Below are 20486 nucleotides of genomic sequence, written 5' to 3'. Positions count from 1 at the left end.
CGCTCGTGGGGCAGAGCTGCGGGGCTCCCGCGCCGCGTGGGAGCCCAGCCGGTCCCTTCTGGATCCCGTCACGCGGCGCGGCCTACGGCCTTGCTGGAGGTCAGCCGATGCCGGTGACCTGGAGCGCGGTGGTCCAGTTGTTCTTGATGGCGCTGCGCGCGGCGGACAGGGTGATGGTGCCGTACGCGCACGGGCCGCCGTCTCCCGCGCGTCCAGTTCCCCGAACAACGAGCCCATCGCCACCACCAAGGTCGTGACGACACCGTAGGAGACACCCGCCAGGACCGCAGCCAGAGGTTCAAGTTCCCAGCTCAGCCAGTCTCCTCAAGGTGAAGCTAAGAAACTGCATCTGTTGACGAATGGCTTATCCGAATAGGCCGCTACCCAGGTACTTGTAGCCGGAGTCGGGTGCCAGCGTGATGACGGCCGCCTCTCGCGGCAGCTGGGCCGCGAGGCGCACCGCCCCATAGACGTTGGCACCGCCTGAGACACCGGTGAAGATGCCTTCCTCCTCGGCCAGGCGGGACGTTGTCGCAAACGCGTCGTCGTCGCTGATGATGTCGACCGCGTCGACGGCGTCAATGTCGAACAGCGGTGGGGCGAAGCCACTCCAGCCCTGCATCGCGAAGACGCCCCGGGTGCCGGCGGTGATACCTGGCGATCCGGCCGGCTCCAAGCCGACGATTCGGGGGCGCGGGTCGCGCCGGCGGATCGCTGCTGCCACACCGAGCAGGGACGCGCTACTGCCGATGCCGGTACAGAACGCTGTCACTGGCAGGTGCGCGCTCTGGTTCAGGATCTCCATGCCGAGTCCGTCGCGCAGACCGGCGACCACATACGGGTTGTTGAACTGGTCGGTGAAGTAGTGGCCCGGTTGTTGGGCGAGGTCGGCCGCGCGGGCGCGCATCGCGTCGATGTCGGTCGGCGTGACCGTACCGGGTGCGATGGCGGCGTCGAGCACCTCCACGTCGGCGCCGAGTGCCCGCATCAGCCGCCGCGGCTCGTCGCTGAAGCAGGCCGACGTGACGATTTTGAGCCGGTACCCCTTGACCGCGCAGACCAGCGCGAGCCCCGGGCCGGTGCTGCCGCCGGTGTACTCGACGATCGTCATCCCCGGCATGAGTCTGCCGTCACGTTCGGCTCCCTCGACCATCGCCAACGCCAGCCGGTCTTTCATGGCGCCAGTTGGGTTGAGGTATTCGAGCTTCACCAGCACCCGGGCACCGGTTGAGGACGGGAGATGCTGCAGTTCCACGAGCGGTGTGTTGCCGATCGCGGCCAGCGTTCCTGGTCGCATCGCGTTACCCTCTGCCGGTTGTGACAGGCACGGTGGCCCCGCCCGCAGCGTGTGCGACGGCGGCGTAGGCGAAGGCGCGCACGATCGGATGACAACGCCCGTCATCAATGGCGAGTTCGGGTTGGAAGAGCGTGCTCAGGAAGAAGGGATGTCCTGGTAGTTCGGCGATGCGTACGTCGGGGCCGTCGTGACCGGTGAACCGCATGCCGTGCGCGGACAGGACATCCAGGTACTGGGGATTGAGCCCGTACCCGCAGTGGTAGCGCTCCACGGTCCGGTCCACGCCGAGGATACGTTCGGCCGCCGAGCCCGGGGTGATGCTGACCATGCCCTCGTGCCCGATGAGGGAGCAGGCCAGGGGTGCGATCAGCGGGCTCTCTGCGTGCGGAGTGTTCTCGGCGTGGCCGGCAGTGGTGAGCCCGCAGACGTTGCGCGCGAACTCCAGCAGTGTGTGTTGAAACCCACCGCAGGTACCGAGGTAGGCGATGCCGTTTTCCCGGGCGGTACGGGCTGCCTGGAGCGCGCCGGTCTCGCTGCGGTACGGGCTGCCGGGCAGCAGCCAGATGGCGTCGAACCGGTCCAGCCTGGTGGCGTGCACCTCCTCGGTCGGTACCCAGTAGGCGTCCAAGGCGATTCCGTCCCGCTGCCGCAGCGTTTCCAGCAGGAGGGGTATCCGCGTGTGGGACCGCACGTGCGGCGACCGGTCACCCACGAGTGCCACCTTCGCCGTATGCGTCTCGTCGTTGCTCTCCATGGGCTCATCGTGCGCAGCCCGCAGTTATTAGTCCAACGAGAAATCGTCGTTGAAGTATCAGAGATACTTATAGTCATGGACGTCAACCTCCTGCGCGCCTTCGTGGCGGTAGCCCGTGAAGGGTCCTTCTCCGCCGCCGCATGCGACCTCGGCTACACCCAGTCCGCGGTTTCCCAACAGGTTGCCGCGTTGGAGAAGGACCTCGGGGTGCAACTGCTGCACCGTCGCCCGGTCATCCCGACCGAGGCCGGGCAGAGACTGCTGGAGCATGCCACGCCGATCCTGCTGCGCCTCAACGCCGCCCGGACCGACGTCCAGCGCCTGTCAGGTGAACCGCAGGCCCGTCTGACCCTCGGGGCGTCGCCGCTCGCCGACGTCCGGCACACCATCGCCGTACTCACCGAACTGCAGCGCTCGATGCCGCGATTGACGATCGTCGTGAGAACCATGGGCCGTGATGGTGTCCTCGAGGCCGTTGCCAACGGCGACGCGGACCTTGGTCTCGTCGACGGAGTCACCGCTGCCAGCGACCCGCTCCGCCTGCTCGACAGCGGTCCGCTCACCACGGTCGCTCTGACGGAGGAATCCGTCGCCGTGACTCTGCCCGGCACGCACCCCCTGGCAAGCCGTAGCCGGCTCCGTCTGGAGGACCTCGTCGACGCTGTCTGGATCGACGCACCCGACGTAGCCACACCGCTGGACCGGCTGCGGGGTCTCGCGCGCACCGACGGGTTCCGCTCCAGCCTGCACTACGACGGCACCGATGTGCGCAGTCTCCTGGCCCTCGTCGCGGCCGGCGGTGGGCTCGCCCTGCTTCCCGCGTCCGCCGTGCAACACCATCGAGACGGCGAACCCGATGTGACCGGTGTCCCACTCTCGACTCCCCACCTCGTCCACCGCACCGAACTCGTCCACGGCAGCCTGACGGGTCCCGCCATGACCCTCACGGCGGCGATCCGCCGGCACGCCGTACCAGGCTGGCACTGACCCTCGACCGCGTACCCGCGTGGGGACACGTCACGGCACACCGCATGCAGATCCTCCCGGCCGCCGGACGGCACCGCGTACGACGCTCGGAGCCGTGAGTGGCAACCAACCGGAAAAGCGCACCGAAGGTCCTCTGACTCGAAGCGACAGAAGCCGCCGCGCGGCCTGGCCCGGCAGATGCTTGACGTCCCTGGCGTTGACCAGCCATACCTGGAAGCCGGCTGCCTCCAGGGGGAGAACGCGGGCCGCCAGTAGTCGGACGTGGCCTCCATGACCACCCGGGTCACCCTCAGGCAGCGCAGGTGGTCGCACATGCGTCCAGCAATGGCTCCTTACGGCCGCGGCTCCTGCTGGCGCAGCGACGTTGTCCCCGCGATCGCGTACATCGACCCGGGGACCTTTGTTGCTCACGTGCAGGCCGGCGGCACTTTCGGGTCGCAGCTGCTATGGGTGCGGCTGACCACGAACGTCGTGGCGACGCTTCTGCATTACTTCTCCGCGAAGTTCGGCGTCGCCACCGGTATGAGCCTGCGGGCGCAGGGGGCGGCGTGATGACCGACCTTGCGGAGTGCTCGGAGCGGCCATTGCCCTGCACCTGCTGCCCGGTCCTCGTTTCCTGCCATTCGACACCGACGACTTGGCCGTCCGCCGCGCCAACGACACGCCGTACAGGCCGGCTGCCTCGGCTTGGACGAGCAACGCGTTCCGCGCGAGCCGTGCAAGCCGCGAGATCCACGGGCTGCGTCTGCCGGTGTCTGGTGACGTGTCGCCCTCTACTCGCCTGTCGTCGGGGAGTAGAGGGCGGAGGCTCAGGCCTTGCCTTGCAGACGCCAGATCTGGTTCTTCTTGGTGCTGAGGGCGCTCGCGGGGTCGCAGGTCCACTGATGGATCAGGGCTCGCGGCTGGGTGGAGACGTTGGAGACGTCGACGCACTTTCCGCTGTGCGCAGCCACGAGTTGGTAGTCGTGGCTGTTGCCGAGCGCGGTGACGGGGTTGAGGGTGAACATCTGGTTGGTCTGGCCGTTGCAGGTGTACTGGTCGACGGCGGCGCCGTCGACCGTTGAGGCGCCCGAGACATCCAGGCACTTGCCGCTGAGCTCGTTGACGATCGTGTAGGTGTTGGCCCGGCCCGAGACCGGCTTGAGGTCGAGCATCTGCTGGTAGCCGCCCTCGCAGTAGTACTGCTGGTACTGGGTGCCATTGGCGGTGCTGAGGTTGGTGTCGTCCAGGCACTGGCCGCTGTTCTGGCTGACGGCGACCGTGGAGACCGTGGTGTTGGACGGTGGCAGCAGAGTGACGGTGTAGCCGTCTTTGGCGTTCGCCCACGGGATGCTCACCGAGGTGGCGTTGTTGCTGACCGTCAGGGTGGTGTCGGAGACGGTCTCCGGGCCGGTCACCGCGGCCCCGCTGTTGTACGGGACGCGCTGGACGACCGCACGGACCTTGCCGCTCTCCACGACCGATGTGGTGTTCAGGCCGGTGAGGTTGACGGTGACGGTGCCGGTGTTGCCGTTGCTGCCGAGGAGGATCTTGGCGTTCTTGGCGGTGTTGTCCTTGGTCGCCAGGCCGTCGGTGCCGGTGCCGGGGATCAGGTTAACGATGTTGCCGCTCTGCGAGCCGTAGTAGCGGTACATGAACCACTCGCCGAGCGGCACGTACTGGCCGGCGCTGTTCTTGGTGAGCAGGTTGGCCTCGTAGTCGTGCAGGTTCGTGGCGCCGCCCCAGTTGCCGCGCAGTCCGTCGGCGCCGGCCCGCTCCAGGCGGCCGATGAACCAGGCGCCGCCGCCCGGGGACTGCATGGACAGCGTGGCGTACTCGTTGATCTGGTACGGCCGGGAGTTGGTCAACCCCGCTGCGGCGAGGGTCGAGTTGGCGCGGCCGACGTCGGTGACCGGGTCGCCCGGTTCGTCGTGCCAGCTGTAGATGTCCGGGGCGATGTTGTTGGCCTTGACGTAGGACAGGTAAGTCGTCCACCAGGTGTTGGAGGAGTTGGGCTGGCTCGCGGTGCTGGGGCCGACGATCAGCTGGCCCGGGAAGGCGGCCCGTACCTTGGTGTAGAACCGGGACCACATCTGCAGGTACTGGTTCTGTGAGGCGCCCCAGAAGTTACTGCCGTCAGGCTCGTTCCACAGGTCCCACTGGACGGTCATGTTGTTGGCTTTGACGTCACTGATGAGCTGGCTGACGAAGTTGTCGAACTGTGTCCAGCTGCCGTTGTCGCCGGGCCAGCCCTGGCTGGTGGTGCCGTCGGCGCCCCACAGGTCGTGCGGGAGCAGGACGAAGGTGCCGCCCAGGGCGACCGTTCGCTTGTACTGGGCGAGGGTGGAGTTCCAGCGGGTCTGGTAGTCGGCGAGGCTGGTGGCGTAGCCGCCGCTGTTGAGCTGGGCGCCGCCGGCCCGCATGAAGTGCCACTTGATGTCCTTGAAGAAGTGGTCCTGGGGCAGCGAGCCGTCCGGGGTCATTCCGTAGATCGTGCCGGAGGCGTGGTACGTCGGGGCGCCTCCGGAGGTGGCGAAGTCCACGGTGACGCTCGTGTCGGCGGCATGCGAGGCGGTGGCGGGCAGCAGGCTCGCTGCCAGGGCGGCCAGCAGGACGGCGGTTGTGGAAAGTGGGCGTGGTGAACGTAGGCGCATGTGCGGCTCTTTCGTCGGGGGAGGGAGGAGGGACCTTCGCCCGCTACTTCGCGGCGAGCGGGGTGACGGCGATCCGGTCGATGACCGGCGCGTACGGGGATCGCTGGTCGTACTGGTTGTAGGTGTCGCCGTTGAAGTCGGGCAGTTCCGCCGCGGTGAAGGACAGCCGGTTCGTGCCCTTTTTCAGGGTCACCGGGACGGTCAGTTCCCAGAAGTTGTCGAAGTGGAAGGTCGTCGGGAACAGCACCCTGCGGGCCGGTCCGCCGTTGATCGAGAGGTCGGCGTGCCGGGCGATCGGGTCGGGGTTGTAGTGGGTCGCGGGTGCCTGCTCGCCGTTGGAGTACCGGATGGTCACCGCGTGCCGTCCGGAGTGCCGGGCGGTGACGTCGACGGTGAGGGCGTTGGCCTTTCCGTCGCCTATGTCGGTGACCGCCTTGCCGCCGGAGGCGAAGGTGTAGGCGTCGGTCACCTTGGCGGCGCCGGTCACGGTGCCGTCCTCCGCCTGGTACACCTTGGTCGTCAGGGTGCCGCTGGACGGGGTGACCAGCAGCCGGTCGAGGGCCAGTTCATGTGAGGCGCCGGTGACGGTGATCTTGTTGATGCCGCCGGACAGGAACATCCGGACCCGGTCGGTTCCCTTCCTGCTGCCTCCGAACTGAGGCACGTCGAGCTTCTCGCCGTTGAGGGAGAGACTTGCGCGGCCACCGCCCAAGTGGTCGACGGACACGGTCGCTTCACCGTCCGTGCGCGAGTAGACCCAGAAGGTCGCGGAGTCGCCCTTGGCCAGTGGCACGGCGCCGGCGCCCGAGGCGCCGGGGTAGGTGTAGCCGGGTCGGGTTCCGGAGAGGGCGGCGTACTCGGCCTCGTAGACGGCGGGCGCGGTCACATGATGGTCGCGCAGCGACAGATCGATCTTGTCGATGATGGCGTCGCCCTTGGTGACACCGAGATCCGGGTCCTTCGCGGCGAGTGTGATGCGGTGCTTGCCCGCGGTCAGCTTCACCTGGGTGTCGGTGTGACCCCAGACCACCCACTTGTAGCCGAGGGGCAGCCGTAGTTCCTGCGGGTCGGCGCCGTCGACGCGCAGGAAGACGTTGGTGGGGCCCTGTCCCTTCACCAGGTCGTACAGGTTGTAGGAGTTGGCGAAGACGCTCAGGTCGTAGGTGCCGTCCTGCGGGACGTCGACGTCGAAGGCGAGGACGCCGTCGGAGCCGGTGCGCAGGCCGCCCACGTTGTAGGAGCCGGAGGTCGCGAAGCCTCCGACGTTCGTGGGCGTGCCCTCGGGGCCGTTCTTGGAGTAACCGCTGCCGGTGTAGGTGGCGTTCTCCGCCTCGTACGTCTGGCGCCAGCTGACGGAGGGCGTGACCGGTACACCGCCGTTGCCGCCGGGGGAGAGGATGACCTGGTACGCCGACATCTCGTTCATGCCGGTCATGGGCAGGGTGACAGCGCCATCGGCACCGACCTTGAGCTCCTGATCGGCCAGCCGCAGGGGCTGGGCCGAGTCTCCGACCTGGCCGGTCCACGGGATCTCCTGCACGGTGGCGTGCACGGTCGTGCCGAACAGCTTGGGGTCGATGTTCTGGAAGACGACGTCCGCGTCGCCGTTCTTGCCGCCGAAGAGGGCCCTCGACTGCTTCTTGCTCTCGTCGAGCGTGGCGACGCCCTGGAGGGTGTACTGCTGGTTGGGGTGCGGGGCGGTCACCTGCACTGTGTGGCCGGACATCTGACCGTAGGCGTTGAACAGCCACCACTGTCCGTTGCCCTTGTTGGCCTCGACGGCGGAATCATTGAGGTTGCCGTCGATGTTCCAGTACGCCAGGTCGGCGTCGATCTTGGACTCCTCGATGGCAGAGACCCACTGGACGACCTGGCCGGGCACGGAAAGGTGGTAGTTGTGGCCGTACTCGTTGACGTTGATCGGCAGCGGGCCGACCCCGACGTCCGTCTCCATCTGCCGGTACTTCGCCACGTTCGTGCGGACCGCGGCGGGGCTGGACAGCTCGTGCCAGGTCATCACGTCGGGGACGACGTCGTTGGCCTTGGCGTACTGGAGGAAGCCCTTGACCTGGCTGTAGAGGACGCTGGTGTTGGGTCCGGCAATGCGGGCCTCCGGGTCGAGGCCCTTGATGAGGCGGTACACCTCCTTCCAGGCCTCGAAGTAGTACTGCGGGTCGTTCAGCCAGGAGACCTTGTCGAAGCTCCAATCGCCTGTGCCGAACATGTTCCCTTCGGGTTCGTTGAAGGGGACGAAGACGACGTGGTTCTTGTAGTCGCCCATGGTCAGGACCTGCTGGACCTGCTTCTTGATCTTCGCCTCGAAGTCGGCGAGCCGCGCCGGACCGTCGGCACCCGGCCACTCGTACGGGAAGCCGCGGTAAATGTCGGTCATGTAGATGTAGACGTCCTTGCCGCCGGAGTCCACGAACGGCGACAGCATCTCCAGGGCGTCCGCGCCCGGATGCTGGGGTCCGTCCTGCGCCTTCGTCGACACCGTGCGGACGTGCATGCCCTCGAGGACGTTGCGGCTGGGCACGCCGTCGCCGTAGACACCGTAGAGCGAGCCGGAGGCGCCGCCGTGGAAGGCGCCGGTGTCGTCGGCCAGGTCGATCGTGAGGTGCTCGGGCCTGGCCGCTTGGGCCGAGCCGACGGTGGGTGCGGCGAGTAGGGCCGCCAGGGCCGCGACGGTGGTGGCACCGGCGCCGGCTCTTCTTCTGCTGCGTCTGGATCGCACTGAGGTCTCCGTGGGGTGATCCGTGCCGTCCGGGATTCGAACCGGTTCGATGGATATCGAGCCGGGCGGGCCTGGTGCCATGCCGTCAGACTCGGGGTGGCGCAGGGAAGATGTGGTGGCTGCGTCGAACCGGTTCGCCGGAAGCTAGCACCGGTGGAAATGGGCCAGCAATACCTCCGACGCGGACTGGCTGCCGTTTTCCCGAAGTGTGCGCCAAGTATTGACAGGCGACCCGCCCCCTCCTAACTTCCCTTCACGCGAACCGGTTCGACAACTGGCTCGCCATCGAACCGGTTCGAAGAAGGAGTCCCGTGAACATCGGTGAGATCGCCCGGCGGGCCGGTGTCTCGCGGAGCACCGTCTCGTACGCGCTCAGCGGTAAGCGTCCGGTGTCCGACGACACCCGGCAGAAGATCCAGCGGGTCATCGACGAACTGGGCTACCGGCCCAACGCCAGCGCCCGTGCCCTGGCCAACGGCCGGACCAGCACCCTCGGTCTGGTCTTCCCTCCCGCCGGCACCCACTACACCGGCATGCAGCTCGACTTCATCGGCAGCGTGGTGGAGGCCGCGGCGGCCTACGACTACGACGTGCTGCTCTCCCCGAGCGGCGCGGACAGTGACCGTTCGTTCCAGCGGCTGCTGGGCGAGCGGCGGGTCGACGGCGCGATCCTGATGGAGATCAGGCTCCAGGACGACCGGATCGATCACCTCGTCGCCGAGAACTTCCCGGCCGTCTGCATCGGCCGCACCGCGCAGCCGGACGGCGACTGGTGGGTGGGCCTGGACCACACCGCGCTGGCGGCGGCCTGTGTCGACCACCTCGCCGACCTGGGCCACCGCCGGATCGCCCTCGTGAACCGGCCCGAGCGCATGCTGCGCGCCGGCTACGAGTCGGCTCACCGAGGCCTGGACGGCTTCACCAAGGCTGCTGCCGAGCGGGGGCTTACCGCACGGACGTACAACTGCGGCGACGACGCACCCTCCGGCCAAGTGTGCGTGGAGCAGATCCTGCATGACGACCCGGCCACTACAGCGCTGGTCACGCTCAACGAGGCCGCGCTGGGCGGTATTTACCGCGGCCTGGCCGCGGCGGGCCGCCATGTGCCGCGCGACTTCTCCGTCACCGGGGTCGTGGCCGGCCGGTGGGCGGAGACGGTGACCCCGCAGCTCACCGCGGCGGACGTACCCTCGGAGCAGATGGGACGCCTCGCCGTCGAGTTGCTCGTCGAGCGGCTGGACCATCCCGAAGCGGCGCCGCGCCACCACCTGCTCGCCCCGCCCATCTCGCTGCGAGCGAGCACTGGCCCCGCCCACACCCAGCCAGCTGCCGGGGCCTGACCGTCACCCACTTCCCCCCACGTCCATAGCTCCGCTTCTTCACCGGCCGTGCTCGGCCGGCTGCTTCCCGACCCGCATCTTCGGCATGCCCTTGCCGAAAACACGAAGGAACGCGCCATGAACGGATCCACCGGACGGCGGCTCACCGCCGCGGCCCTGACCGTCGTCGCCATCGCCACAGGCACCACCGCATGTTCGTCCGGCGGCAGCTCGTCCGCGAAAGGGGAGAGCGGCGCCACCTACACCCTCTGGGACCCCTACCCTCAGTTCGCCAAGGACTCGGCCTGGGCGAAGCTGCTCGACGGCTGCGGCACCAAGGCCGGCGTGAAGATCAAGCGGACCGCGTTCGACACCAGCGACCTGGCGAACAAGGCGCTGTTGGCGGCCCAGCAGGACAACTCCCCGGACGTGCTCATCGTCGACAACCCCGTGGTCTCGACCTTGGCGGAGGCGGGGGTGCTGACCACCACGGCCGACAACAAGGTGGACACCTCGAAGGTCGACCCCAACCTCCTCGCGGCAGGCCAGTCGGGCGGGAAGACGTACGGAACACCCATCGGCGCCAACACCCTTGCCCTTTACTACAACAAAAAGGTTCTCAAGGCCGCGGGCGTCGACATTGCTTCGGTCAAGGACTGGCCGTCGCTGACGGCGGCCCTGGAGAAGGTCAAGAAAGCGGGCAAGAAGGGCATCACCTTCTCCGCGATCGGCACCGAGGAGGGCAGCTTCCAGTTCCTGCCGTGGTTCTGGGGCGCGGGCGCGAAGCTGACCCAACTCAACTCCTCGCAGGGTGAGTCGGCGCTGTCTCTGTGGAACGGCTGGCTGAAGAAGGACTACGCCCCCAACTCGGTGCTCAACAACACCCAGACCACCAGCTGGCAGGAGTTCGCCACCGGCGACTACGCCTTCGCCGAGAACGGCACCTGGCAGCTCGCCAACGCCGAGAAGACCGGAATCGAATACGGCGTACTCCCGATACCCGGCGCTTCCGGTGGCAACGCCGCGGCCCCGACCGGCGGCGAGTTCGTCACCGTCCCCGTCCAGGGCGACACCGGCCGCTACGCCACCACACGCAAACTGGTCTCCTGCCTGACCAGCACCGACAACCTCTACGCCACCGACACCACCCTGTCCTACGTGGCCCCCACCAGCGTGGTGCAGGACAAGCAGGTGGCGTCCGACGCCAAATTGAAGCCGTGGGTCGAGGCGGTCAAGGCGGCCCAGGGACGCACCAGCGACGACCTCGGCACCAAGTACCCCAAGATATCGGAGCAGATGTGGAAGGCGGTTCAGACAGCCCTCAGCGGGTCCAAGTCCCCGAAGGACGCGCTCGCTGCGGCCCAGAGCGCCGTCAAGTAACCGGAACACAAGGGTCGTTGATGAACCACACGACACATCTGGCGGACCGTGGGCCCCTGCTCGACCGGAACGGGGCGGCTACTACGGCCCCGTCCCCGGCCCGCACGGCGCCCCGCCGCCGTCTCACCTCCCAGCAGTGGGCCGCCTGGGCTTTCCTCGCCCCGGTCACCCTCTACCTCGGCCTGTTCTACGCCTATCCGCTGTACCGCAACCTCGACCTGAGCCTGCGCCATTACACCGTCCGCTCCTTCGTCCAGGGCAACGCCCCCTTCGCCGGCCTCGCCAACTACCGCACCGTCTTCGACGACCCCACCTTCGGCCCGGCACTCACCCACACCGTGGTGTTCACCGCCGTCTGCCTGTTCTTCCAGTACGCCATCGGCCTGGCCCTCGCGGTCTTCTTCAACCAGCACTTCCGGCTCTCCGCGACCCTGCGCGCGCTGTTCCTCGTACCGTGGCTGCTGCCGCTGATCGTGTCGGCCTCCACATGGTCGTGGATGCTCAACAGCGATTCCGGCATCGTCAATGCCGCCCTGCACGCCGTGGGCATCGGTCCGGTCAACTGGCTGACGTCACCGTCGTGGTCACTGACCTCGGTGATCATCGCCAACGTCTGGATCGGGATCCCGTTCAACCTGGTCGTGCTGTACAGCGGTCTGCAGGCGATCCCCGTGAGCCTGTACGAGGCGGCCGCTCTTGACGGCGCGAATGCCTGGCGGCGCTTCTGGCACATCACCTTCCCCCTGCTGCGCCCGGTCTCCGCCATCACCCTGCTGCTGGGCCTGGTCTACACGCTCAAGGTCTTCGACATCATCTGGATCATGACCAAGGGCGGCCCGGCCGACTCGTCCACCACCTTCGCCACCTGGTCCTACCGGCTCGGCTTCGGCAACCTCCTGCCCGCCTTCGGCCCCGGAGCGGCCGTCGGCAACCTGCTCGTCGTCGCCGCCCTGGTCTTCGGCTTGGTGTATCTCAGGGTTCAGCGAAAGCAGTACGCCTCATGACGACCATCGCGACAGCACTCCGCCCGCGCCGGGCCCGCCGGACCACCTGGTGGAAGACCGCCACCGGCCTCGCCCTCACCGCGATCATGCTGTTCCCGGTCTACTGGATGCTCAACGCGTCCTTCACCCGCGACCAGGACATGCGCAAGAGTCCGCCCGCCCTGTTTCCCGTGCACGGCACGCTGGAGGGCTACCGGAGTGTCCTGGACGACCAGTTGCCCTACCTCGGCACCAGCCTCGTCATCGGTCTGGGTACGGTCGTACTGACGGTGGCGCTGGCCGCACCCGCCGGCTACGCACTGGCCAAACTCCGCCCGCGCGGCGGCGGTGTACTCAGCTTCCTCTTCCTGGTCGCCCAGATGATCCCCGGCATCATCACGGCGATGGGCTTCTACGCCATCTACCTCAGCCTCGGACTGCTCCAGTCGGTGCCCGGACTGATCGTCGCGGACTCCACCCTGGCCGTCCCCTTCGCCGTACTGATCTTCACCGCGTTCATGTCCGGCATCCCCGACGAGCTGCTCCAGGCCGCGAAGACGGACGGAGCCGGACCCCTGCGCACCTTCTGGTCGATCGTCCTGCCCATGAGCCGCAACGCCGTCGTCACGGTGTCCCTGTTCGCGTTCCTGTGGTCCTGGTCCGACTTCGTCTTCGCCAGCACCCTCGCGGGCGGCGGCGCACACGAACCGATCACCCTCGGCATCTACCACTACATCGGCAACAACAACCAGCAGTGGAACGCGATCATGGCCACCGCCGTCGTGGCCTCGCTGCCCGCGACGGTGATCCTCGTCCTCGCCCAGCGGTACGTCGCCGCCGGCGTGAGTGCCGGAGCGGTGAAGGACTGACCCCGTCCGCTCAGCGCCGGTGACCCTGCTGAAGAAACGAGTACTGCTTGATGACCGCCGCCCCATCTGGCCCGGCCTTCTCCATCCACGACATACCGTTCAGCACGCACGGCTCCTGGTTCGGTATCTCGCCCGTGCTGGGCGAGAAGACGCGTGCCGACGATCTCCACCTCGTGTCCCACCAGAACGGCATGCACGCCGTCCTGCGCCTCGTCCCCGTCGATGCCACGACGGGCTTGCGGGTCGAGACCCGCATCACGGCGACACCGAGTCAGCTCAGCTGGACCCACGAGAGCGGGCACATCGACCTCGCCTACGAGTCACCGGACACGATCCGCCTGCGCGGCAAGAAGGCGGGCCTGTGCATCACCGCAGCGGCGCAGACGCTGACGCCCTTCACAGGCGCGTACTTCTACCGCGACCCGGTGGACGGAGCTCATGTCTTCACCTCGTACGAGACCGGCCGACGCTACCGGGTCACCATACTGTCCGGCCTCGTAAGCGAGGTCTCCGGCAGCCAGGCCCTGGGCGGCGCCGAACGTGGCCTTACCGTCACCGCGGAGGCGGGCGCCGTCTGGGAGGCGGCCGTCCAGGAACTCGACAGCGCACGCCGACCGTACACCGCATCGGCGACGTTCGACGAGGTCCTGGCCGCGGCGCAGCGAGCAGTCGGCGCCTTCACCGACGCGGTCGCCCCGTGGCGATCGCCCGGCACCCCGGCCGCCGAACTCGCCGCCTACGTCCTGTGGTCGGCCACCGTCGCCCCGGCGGGCCTCGTCACCCGGCCCGCCGTGCTGATGTCCAAGCACTGGATGGACAAGGTCTGGAGCTGGGACCACTGCTTCAACGCCCTCGCCCTGGCCCCCGGAGCCCCCGCGCTGGCCTGGAACCAGTTCGCTCTGCCCTTCGACCACCAAGACGAAAGCGGCGCCCTGCCCGACTCCGTGACCCACTCGGAAGTCCTCCGCAACTTCGTCAAACCGCCCATCCACGGCTGGACCCTGGCCCACCTGCGCCGACGGCTCTCCGAACCCCTGAGTGGCGCGCAACTCGCCGCCGCCTACGACATGTTGCGGCGCTGGACGGACTTCTGGCTCACCGCGCGCCGCGCACCTGGCGCCATCCTGCCCCACTACCAGCACGGCAACGACAGCGGCTGGGACAACTCCACCACCTTCGACTCCGAGCGCGTGGTCGTCACCGCCGACCTGGCCGCGTTCCTCGCCCTCCAACTGCGCGAACTCGCCGCAATGGCCACGGAACTCAGCCTCCCTGATGCGGCCCGTGACTGGTTGCGAGCCGCAGAGGCGACCCAGACCGCGATGCTTGACGAGCTGTGGACAGGAGAGCAGTTCCTCGCTCGGGGCGCCGACAGCGGCGACGCCTGGAGCAGCTCCAGCCTGCTCGACCTCATGCCGATCGTGCTGGGCGAGCACCTGCCCGAGAACCTGAGCAAGGCCCTGGCCGTCCGGGTCGAGGCACACCTCACCCCATATGGCCTGGCCTCCGAACTGCCCACCTCACCGCACTACCGCCCCGACGGCTACTGGCGTGGCCCGATCTGGGCGCCCGCCACCATCCTCATCGAGGACGGCCTGCGCCGCGCCGGCCACCACCGCCTCGCGGATGAGATCAGCGCCCGATTCCGCAGACTGTGCGAAACCCACGGGTTCGCGGAGAACTTCGACGCCCTGACCGGTACGGGCCTGCGCGACCGGGCATACACATGGACCGCCAGTAGCTACCTCCTCCTTGCCGAAGCCCATGAACTCCGGAACATGACACCCGTACAGAACGGCAGATAGAAGAGACAGCAGGGGGTGGATTCGCTCAGCTACTGCTGGGTTCCTCAAACGGTGTACACGTATCGGCGGCGTAAACGCCTGGTGGGCGGTGCGGGTCTGCCCCAGATCCAGGGTCGGGCGCGGGTGTTGAGCTGGGCTGTGGCCACTTCGGTGGCGTGGGTGTTGTGGTCGCGGTCGCCGAAGGAGCGTCCGGCCAGGGCGGTTTTGCGGAAGATGCGCCACCAGCCCTCTTGGAGGTTGAGCCAGCAGGCGCCGACCGGTATGAACACGTGCTGGATACGGGGATGTTCCTCGAGCCAGGTCCGGGTGGACATGCTGTTGTGGGAGGACAGATTGTCGGTGATCACTTAGATGTCTCCGACGGGGTTGGCGTCCTCGACCAGCTGGAGGAACTGCTGGTAGAAGCCACTGTTATGGGAGGTGGCCGTCATCGTGACCTCGTGGCCGTCCCGGACGCGTAAGGCGCCGTAGACCCAGGTTTTCTCCGGTCCGCGGGAGTACGGGTCCACGAGCGCGTGCGCCGCCGGCGCACCCCCTCGGCCAGCAGGATCCGACGTACCTGGGAGCGGCTGATCTCGATGCCCAGGTCCCGGGCCGCGGCGGCCAGTGCGTCCAAAGTCCACTCCGAGGGCCGTGGCTCGTCCGCGGCCCACATCTCGTTCGACGGCTGCACCTCCAGCCGACCCGGCGGCGTCAGCCTGACCAGGCCGACGATCCTCGAGCGCTCGGCCTCGGTGATCCTTCGCTTGCGTCCCTGTCCGCCCAGATCCTCCAGTCCCTCCAGCCCCGAGCGGTTGAAGCGGTGCAGCCAGCGGCGCACCGTCTTCTGACCGCACCGCAGCTCGTCGGCTATCTGCGGAACCAGCCACCGTCCCAGCTCAGCTCCACCATCCGGCAGCGCTCCACCACAACCTTCGGCGCCTTTCCGGCCGACGCCAGGCGGTGGACCACCGCTTGCTCACCCTCGTCACCGCCCGGCCGTGCCCTCAGCACCACTACCCAGCACCCGCCCCCGAGCACCCGCAACTGCCCCGCTACCAGCAGCTATACCCACCGAAAGAGGAATCCAGCAGTAGCCGACCCCAGCATGGTGGTCGACGCCCAGAGCCTGCACGCGGCCGCCGGAACGAGAGGACGAATTGGCTGCGGCTGGCATGACTACGGTGACTTGTCTAGCCCACTAATGTCAGGTTCCAAGCGGATAACACGGAGTGGTAGCCACATTCGCTCGCGGCGCGTAGCCGCGACCTCCGAGACTGCCGCTGAGCGACCACGCGGCGCGCAGACATGATCCGAGTTATCGGGTGGACTCTGTCAGCCACTGAACTGCGTCGATCACGCTGTCCACCACCTCGATCACCGGCTTGGATGCATCGATGATCGTCGCGCCACGGCTTTCGTAGATCGCTCGCATCCGAGGATTCCACCTCAGGGCCGCTGCGAGCTCTTCGGGATGTTGACCGAATGTGTTCGTAGAGCGGGTCACGAGCCGGTGGCGGAGGGTGTCCTCGTCGATCACCAGGCACACGATGAGGTCGAAAAGATCGCGGACGTCTGCCTCGTTCTCCGCCGACCCACACAAGAACGCGATTCGGAAACGAGACTCCTCGACGAGGGTCTCAACACGCTCACGGACGATCGCCCACCCGTATCGGTCGAGCCAGCCCCCAGGAACCGGATACGGAGGATCCACCACAACCTCGCCCTTACCCCGGTCGATCCAGCCACTGAAACCGTCCTCGTCGGCGTCGAGCGCAACGTAGCCACGCGCTCGCAACACCCCGCAGACCGTGGACTTACCAGCACCTGAATTGCCCGTCACCCACACCAATGTCACGCCGCCAGCGTAGACATGATCACCCCGGAATAGTGCTGTGACCGCGCAGGTTCGCCGGGTTGCGGTCAGGCTGCGGCTTTGAGAGGGCGTCCGCCCCAGCGGATGCCTTTCTCGCTTCGGATGCGGGCGCGTTCCTTGCGTTCGGCGGCCAGGACGTCGCGGTGACGGGCGGTGGCGTTGCGCCAGCGGAGGTAGGTGTGCAGGGCCCGGGTCTGTATGATGTGGTTGGGGTGGTGGGAGTTGGCGATGGTGAACTGCCGCAGCGGCCCGAAGTGCGCCTCGATCGCCTTGGTCCACGAGGCGTAGGCCGGGGTGAAGCACAACTCGACCTTGTTCTTCTCCGCCCAGCGGCGGATGTCGGCGCCTTTGTGGGCGGACAGATTGTCCAGGATCACGTAGACCGGAGCGCCGTCGGGACGGGCGGCGCGGATCGACTTCAGCGCTGCCAGTGTGTCCCCGGTGCCCTTCCCCCGGCGGTTGACGCCCGACAGACGGTCGTCGCCGACCGAGTAACAGCCGTGGAAGTAGCGCACCCCGTGGGTGCGGTGGTAGGTGGCCGACAGCCGGTCGGGGTGCCCTTGTTCGGCCCAGCCGGCGCCCGCGGTGGGGCGGATTCCGAGCGGGCCGAACTCGTCGAAGGCGAAGACCCGGTCGGGGAAGCGGTCCAGGACCTCGCCGCGCACCTCGCCTACGGAACCATCATCGGAGGCTTCTTCGCGTGGCCAGGCTGACCTCCCCCAGCCGACACCGTTGACGGTCTGCTACGCCGATCGGCCAGCAGGAGGCGGGCCGGGTAGCGTGGAATCCGGCCCAGGAAACCGGAGAAGAGCCCTCGTACCACAGTCGAGGCGGAAGGGTCCCCCATGACGCACCCGCAGGAAGCGCCCGCTGGCCCGCACAGCGCACCGGTCCCGGCGGATTCGGGGTCGGCCGGTGGGGGACCGGATATGCGAGGGCCGCGGCTGGCCTCGGTCGTGGTGTTCGTCCACGACCACGACGCATCTGCGGACTTCTACCAGGAGCTGCTGAACATGGAGGTCACAGTACGCACCGCCACTGCCGCCCTCCTCGTGGGCCACAATGGTTTCCAGGTGTATCTGCGCGCCGTCGGGCCGCACGCGCCCCACCCGGCAGGCCATGTCGGCGCGCAGTACGTGATCTGGACGGCGGACGGCCTCGACGACTTCCAGCGGTGCGAGCGCGTGCTCAGAGCCCGGTCCGGCCATGTGTACACAAGGCAGGCTGAGGGATTCACCCTTCTCGAGGGCATGGACCCCAGCGGTCTGCCGGTGCTGGTGGCCTATCCGGGGCCGGACGAGGTGGCACGGCTTGAGATCATCGCCCGCTACTACGTGTGACGCCGAAAGAAGCGGAGTACCCAGCTCACCAGGAGGTTCCTCCATGGCACGCAAGAAGACCGTGCACGTCCGCAGGGTCTACGAGGCTCCGGAGCAGGCCGACGGCACCAGAGTGCTGGTCGACCGCATCTGGCCACGGGGAATGACCAAGGAGAAGGCCCACCTCGACGAGTGGTGCAAACAGGTTGCCCCGTCCACGGAACTGCGCAAGTGGTACAGCCACGACCCGGAACGCTTCACGGAGTTCAGCCATCGCTACCGGGCCGAACTCGAAGATCCCGAGCATACAGACGCGCTGGCTCACCTGCGCGACCTCGCCAAAGACCGGACTTTGACGCTCCTCACCGCGACCAAGCAGCCCGAGATCAGCGAAGCCGAGGTGCTGGCCGAGCTGCTCCGAGGGTGACCACGGGTCCAAAGCGCACCGTTGTGTCAACGGAAACTTTGATCCCCCAGTGTCACAAGTGCGCGGCCACGGGCAAATGACCCGCTCAAAGTGCGGCCGGAGATGTTCAGCCAACTGCGCTGAACGTCCGCCGGTGTTCAACTGGCCCGGTCGGACTCGCTGAGCAGGTCGCCCAGGGGCACATCACTGTCGGCGAGATCCTTCGTGTCGGCGGCCGAAGGTCATCAGGGTGCGGATCGGGTCGGTGACGTCCCAGACATTGCTTGCGCGCTCGGTTGGTCGTCACAACGACTCCCTGTCCCGGTCACGTCGCCCACGCCTGCGACCGGCTGAGAGTGCCGTCTCTTGATTGCGTGATTCGAAGAACCTTGGCCGCGGCGCCGACTGGCGTGGGCAGTTCGGCAGGGCACCGGCAGACGCTGACCTGCTGCTCTGGAGCGTAGCCGACACCACGAGGCAGTTTCATTCACCCGCGCGGGTGATTCGACATGATTGCAGATCTTCTGAGGGTTGGTCATAGGTCTGTGACCAGCAGGTTCGTCGTTGGTGGTTGATCGGGGAGGGCTCGCGCCCTGTCATTTCGGCACCGGAACGTCCGAGCTGTGCTGACGAGTCGGGCCGACCAACGCGGACGCCGCCTGCGCGAGGCGCCCCACAGGACAGACGGATGTATGACTGCGCAGGTCACGCCGGTCTTGTACGCACCCTCAGAAGATCTGCACCCGTCACAGATGTAGGTCTCGGCCGTGCGGTGGCCCGAGTTCTTTGACGGCTGAGGCCGCTTCGTTCGGGCGGGCTCAGGCAGTGGCAGCGAAAGCGCCTTGCGCCCAGTCGGCGAAGCTGGTCCAGGGGATCTCCGGGTGGGCCGCGTGCAGGGCGGGGATGTCGACGCGGTAGCCCGGTCCGTTGAGGAACGTCCACATGGCGTGCATGTCCGGGTTGCCGATGGCCTCCAGCGGTACCTGCTCGTGCCGCACCTGCCGCCCCAGCGTCGCACCCAGCGCAGTGGCCATCTGCGCGGGGGTGGGCGCATCGCTCGCCAGCTCGATGCGCTGCCCGACGTAGCGGGCCGGATCGAGCATGACCCCGGCCGCGAAGGCGCCGTGGTCGTTGCGGTGCAGTTGCTGCAAGGGCCGGTCGGACGGCAGCGGCAGGTCGAGCACCCCGCCGGCGATCCGCCGCGCCCCGCCGAGGGCGTTGTCGAAGAAGTATGTCGGTCCCAGGATCGTGTACGGCACGTCGCCGGACGCCAGCTCGGTCTCGATGCGGGCCTTGCTGTCGAAGTGGGGCACACCGCTGTGCTGGTCGGCCCCCGCCACCGAGCTGAACACCAGGTGCGGGACGCGCTTCTCACCAGCCGCGGCCAGGATCGCCCGGCCCTGCGCCACCTCGGCGTCCACACCGGTCTCGAAGGGAGTGGTGAAGGCGAACACCGCGGCTGCCCCGTCCATCGCCGCGGCCATGGACTCTCGATCACTGAGCGAACCGGCGACCAACTCGACCCCCCGGTCGGCCAGCCGGCGTGCGGACGCCTTCTGCGGGTCGCGGACCATCCCCCTCACCCGCGCCCCACGAGCCAGCAGCGCGCCGGTCACGGCCCCGCCCTGCCCACCAGTCGCGCCCAGCACCAGAATCGGCTGATCAACCATCGAGAAACTCCTTCACAACAGGCACACCGGGCACCGTCGCGACCCGGTCACCTAGGACAATGACTTCAGTAAAGACATGATCCAGACCTCAGACGTGACACGAGGGCACCACACGCGGACCGCAGACCCGACGCGCGTGTCCACGCCCGACGGCAGCGGCCGGAACCGATCCAACGCGTGGCTGTGCTTCGCGGATGAGTCGGGCCGGTATCGGATGCCCGTCCAGTCGCCGTGGGGTCGCCATAAGGGGCGCCTGGGGTCGTGTAAATGAGCTTCTTGTTGATGTCGTACATCTTGGCTTTGGTGCCGGTGGACTGGTTCCTGTACCAGGATCCGCCGGTCCTAGCCGCGATCGGCTGCATGTAGCAGTCCGTAAACTTGAAAGCCAGGTTGGTGTAGTTCGCGCCCGCGTAGCCGCAGAAGAGTACTTCGGACAGTCGCCCGGCGCCGCCATGATGTGGGCGCCCGAACCCTG

General features: G+C 67.6%; 17 protein-coding genes and 2 pseudogenes. 9 read left to right on the top strand and 10 right to left on the bottom strand.

Features of this window, described 5'->3' with window-relative positions; all coding sequences use genetic code 11:
* Positions 1–364: 364 nt before the first annotated feature.
* A complete protein-coding gene (locus OG568_RS50635) occupies positions 365–1297 on the bottom strand; it encodes a PLP-dependent cysteine synthase family protein (protein WP_329536890.1) in 933 nt (310 codons plus the stop codon).
* Between the two features lie 4 nt (positions 1298–1301).
* Positions 1302–2051: a CTP synthase C-terminal region-related (seleno)protein gene (locus OG568_RS50630; protein ID WP_329536889.1), complete on the bottom strand. Its 750-nt coding sequence runs from the start codon at positions 2049–2051 to the stop codon at positions 1302–1304.
* Positions 2052–2126: 75 nt separating this feature from the next.
* Here OG568_RS50630 and OG568_RS50625 point away from each other — a divergent pair, with 75 nt between their 5' ends.
* Together OG568_RS50625 and OG568_RS50620 are read left to right on the top strand one after the other, a co-directional pair.
* Entirely contained in the window at positions 2127–3038 is a 912-nt protein-coding gene (locus OG568_RS50625) for a LysR family transcriptional regulator (protein WP_329536888.1), read from the top strand.
* A 312-nt stretch (positions 3039–3350) separates the two neighbouring features.
* Positions 3351–3590 (top strand): divalent metal cation transporter, encoded by a 240-nt coding sequence (locus OG568_RS50620; protein WP_329536887.1) that lies wholly within the window; start codon positions 3351–3353, stop codon positions 3588–3590.
* Positions 3591–3847: 257 nt separating this feature from the next.
* Here OG568_RS50620 and OG568_RS50610 read toward each other — a convergent pair whose 3' ends face one another.
* Both OG568_RS50610 and OG568_RS50605 read right to left on the bottom strand, forming a co-directional pair.
* Positions 3848–5671 (bottom strand): RICIN domain-containing protein, encoded by a 1824-nt coding sequence (locus tag OG568_RS50610; protein ID WP_329536885.1) that lies wholly within the window; start codon positions 5669–5671, stop codon positions 3848–3850.
* Between the two features lie 43 nt (positions 5672–5714).
* Positions 5715–8405 carry a cellulosome protein gene (locus OG568_RS50605; RefSeq protein WP_329536884.1) on the bottom strand — a complete coding sequence of 897 codons (2691 nt, stop codon included), beginning with the start codon at positions 8403–8405 and terminating at the stop codon, positions 5715–5717.
* 311 nt (positions 8406–8716) lie between these two features.
* Between OG568_RS50605 and OG568_RS50600 the strand changes: the two genes are divergently transcribed.
* From OG568_RS50600 to OG568_RS50580, 5 genes are all read left to right on the top strand, one after another.
* Positions 8717–9745: a LacI family DNA-binding transcriptional regulator gene (locus tag OG568_RS50600; RefSeq protein ID WP_329536883.1), complete on the top strand. Its 1029-nt coding sequence runs from the start codon at positions 8717–8719 to the stop codon at positions 9743–9745.
* 117 nt (positions 9746–9862) lie between these two features.
* Positions 9863–11104: a sugar ABC transporter substrate-binding protein gene (locus tag OG568_RS50595; protein ID WP_329536882.1), complete on the top strand. Its 1242-nt coding sequence runs from the start codon at positions 9863–9865 to the stop codon at positions 11102–11104.
* Positions 11105–11124: 20 nt separating this feature from the next.
* A complete protein-coding gene (locus OG568_RS50590) occupies positions 11125–12108 on the top strand; it encodes a carbohydrate ABC transporter permease (protein ID WP_329536881.1) in 984 nt (327 codons plus the stop codon).
* Positions 12105–12956 carry a carbohydrate ABC transporter permease gene (locus OG568_RS50585; protein ID WP_329536880.1) on the top strand — a complete coding sequence of 284 codons (852 nt, stop codon included), beginning with the start codon at positions 12105–12107 and terminating at the stop codon, positions 12954–12956. Before OG568_RS50590 ends, OG568_RS50585 begins: the two co-directional genes overlap by 4 nt.
* 50 nt (positions 12957–13006) lie before the next feature.
* Complete coding sequence (locus tag OG568_RS50580; RefSeq protein WP_329536879.1) at positions 13007–14761, top strand: amylo-alpha-1,6-glucosidase; 1755 nt, start codon at positions 13007–13009, stop codon at positions 14759–14761.
* A gap of 44 nt (positions 14762–14805) precedes the next feature.
* On the opposite strand, the gene OG568_RS50575 is transcribed toward OG568_RS50580, so the two are convergent.
* The 5 genes and pseudogenes from OG568_RS50575 to OG568_RS50555 all read right to left on the bottom strand — a co-directional run.
* On the bottom strand, positions 14806–15108 hold the full coding sequence (locus OG568_RS50575) for a transposase (protein WP_329536878.1): 303 nt from the start codon (positions 15106–15108) through the stop codon (positions 14806–14808).
* Positions 15109–15270 (bottom strand): hypothetical protein, encoded by a 162-nt coding sequence (locus OG568_RS50570; RefSeq protein ID WP_329536877.1) that lies wholly within the window; start codon positions 15268–15270, stop codon positions 15109–15111.
* Positions 15271–15365: 95 nt separating this feature from the next.
* Positions 15366–15602: pseudogene (locus OG568_RS50565) on the bottom strand (helix-turn-helix domain-containing protein); the annotation flags it as partial.
* A 456-nt stretch (positions 15603–16058) separates the two neighbouring features.
* Positions 16059–16598, bottom strand: a complete 540-nt coding sequence (locus OG568_RS50560; protein ID WP_329536876.1) for a hypothetical protein — start codon at positions 16596–16598, stop codon at positions 16059–16061.
* Between the two features lie 65 nt (positions 16599–16663).
* A pseudogene (locus tag OG568_RS50555) lies at positions 16664–17269 on the bottom strand (transposase); the annotation flags it as partial.
* 276 nt (positions 17270–17545) lie between these two features.
* Here OG568_RS50555 and OG568_RS50550 point away from each other — a divergent pair.
* Both OG568_RS50550 and OG568_RS50545 read left to right on the top strand, forming a co-directional pair.
* Positions 17546–17956, top strand: a complete 411-nt coding sequence (locus OG568_RS50550) for a VOC family protein (protein ID WP_329536875.1) — start codon at positions 17546–17548, stop codon at positions 17954–17956.
* 43 nt (positions 17957–17999) lie between these two features.
* On the top strand, positions 18000–18362 hold the full coding sequence (locus OG568_RS50545; RefSeq protein WP_329536874.1) for a DUF488 domain-containing protein: 363 nt from the start codon (positions 18000–18002) through the stop codon (positions 18360–18362).
* Between the two features lie 797 nt (positions 18363–19159).
* On the opposite strand, the gene OG568_RS50540 is transcribed toward OG568_RS50545, so the two are convergent.
* Positions 19160–20011: an NmrA/HSCARG family protein gene (locus OG568_RS50540; protein WP_329536873.1), complete on the bottom strand. Its 852-nt coding sequence runs from the start codon at positions 20009–20011 to the stop codon at positions 19160–19162.
* Between the last annotated feature and the right edge of the window lie 475 nt (positions 20012–20486).

The organism is Streptomyces sp. NBC_01450 (assembly GCF_036227505.1).
Taxonomy (GTDB): domain Bacteria; phylum Actinomycetota; class Actinomycetes; order Streptomycetales; family Streptomycetaceae; genus Streptomyces.
Note: the sequence above shows the minus strand (reverse complement) of the source record. Positions and strands in the feature narration are given on the sequence as shown.

What these genes read in the sequence shown, in the direction of transcription:
- OG568_RS50625 (WP_329536888.1), top strand. Translation starts at nt 2,127, where the DNA reads ATGGACGTCAACCTCCTGCGCGCCTTCGTGGCGGTAGCCCGTGAAGGG.
- OG568_RS50585 (WP_329536880.1), top strand. Translation starts at nt 12,105, where the DNA reads ATGACGACCATCGCGACAGCACTCCGCCCGCGCCGGGCCCGCCGGACC.
- OG568_RS50630 (WP_329536889.1), bottom strand. Translation starts at nt 2,051, where the DNA reads ATGGAGAGCAACGACGAGACGCATACGGCGAAGGTGGCACTCGTGGGT.
- OG568_RS50580 (WP_329536879.1), top strand. Translation starts at nt 13,007, where the DNA reads ATGACCGCCGCCCCATCTGGCCCGGCCTTCTCCATCCACGACATACCG.
- OG568_RS50590 (WP_329536881.1), top strand. Translation starts at nt 11,125, where the DNA reads ATGAACCACACGACACATCTGGCGGACCGTGGGCCCCTGCTCGACCGG.
- OG568_RS50540 (WP_329536873.1), bottom strand. Translation starts at nt 20,011, where the DNA reads ATGGTTGATCAGCCGATTCTGGTGCTGGGCGCGACTGGTGGGCAGGGC.
- OG568_RS50550 (WP_329536875.1), top strand. Translation starts at nt 17,546, where the DNA reads ATGCGAGGGCCGCGGCTGGCCTCGGTCGTGGTGTTCGTCCACGACCAC.
- OG568_RS50620 (WP_329536887.1), top strand. Translation starts at nt 3,351, where the DNA reads ATGCGTCCAGCAATGGCTCCTTACGGCCGCGGCTCCTGCTGGCGCAGC.
- OG568_RS50545 (WP_329536874.1), top strand. Translation starts at nt 18,000, where the DNA reads ATGGCACGCAAGAAGACCGTGCACGTCCGCAGGGTCTACGAGGCTCCG.
- OG568_RS50635 (WP_329536890.1), bottom strand. Translation starts at nt 1,297, where the DNA reads ATGCGACCAGGAACGCTGGCCGCGATCGGCAACACACCGCTCGTGGAA.
- OG568_RS50595 (WP_329536882.1), top strand. Translation starts at nt 9,863, where the DNA reads ATGAACGGATCCACCGGACGGCGGCTCACCGCCGCGGCCCTGACCGTC.
- OG568_RS50610 (WP_329536885.1), bottom strand. Translation starts at nt 5,671, where the DNA reads ATGCGCCTACGTTCACCACGCCCACTTTCCACAACCGCCGTCCTGCTG.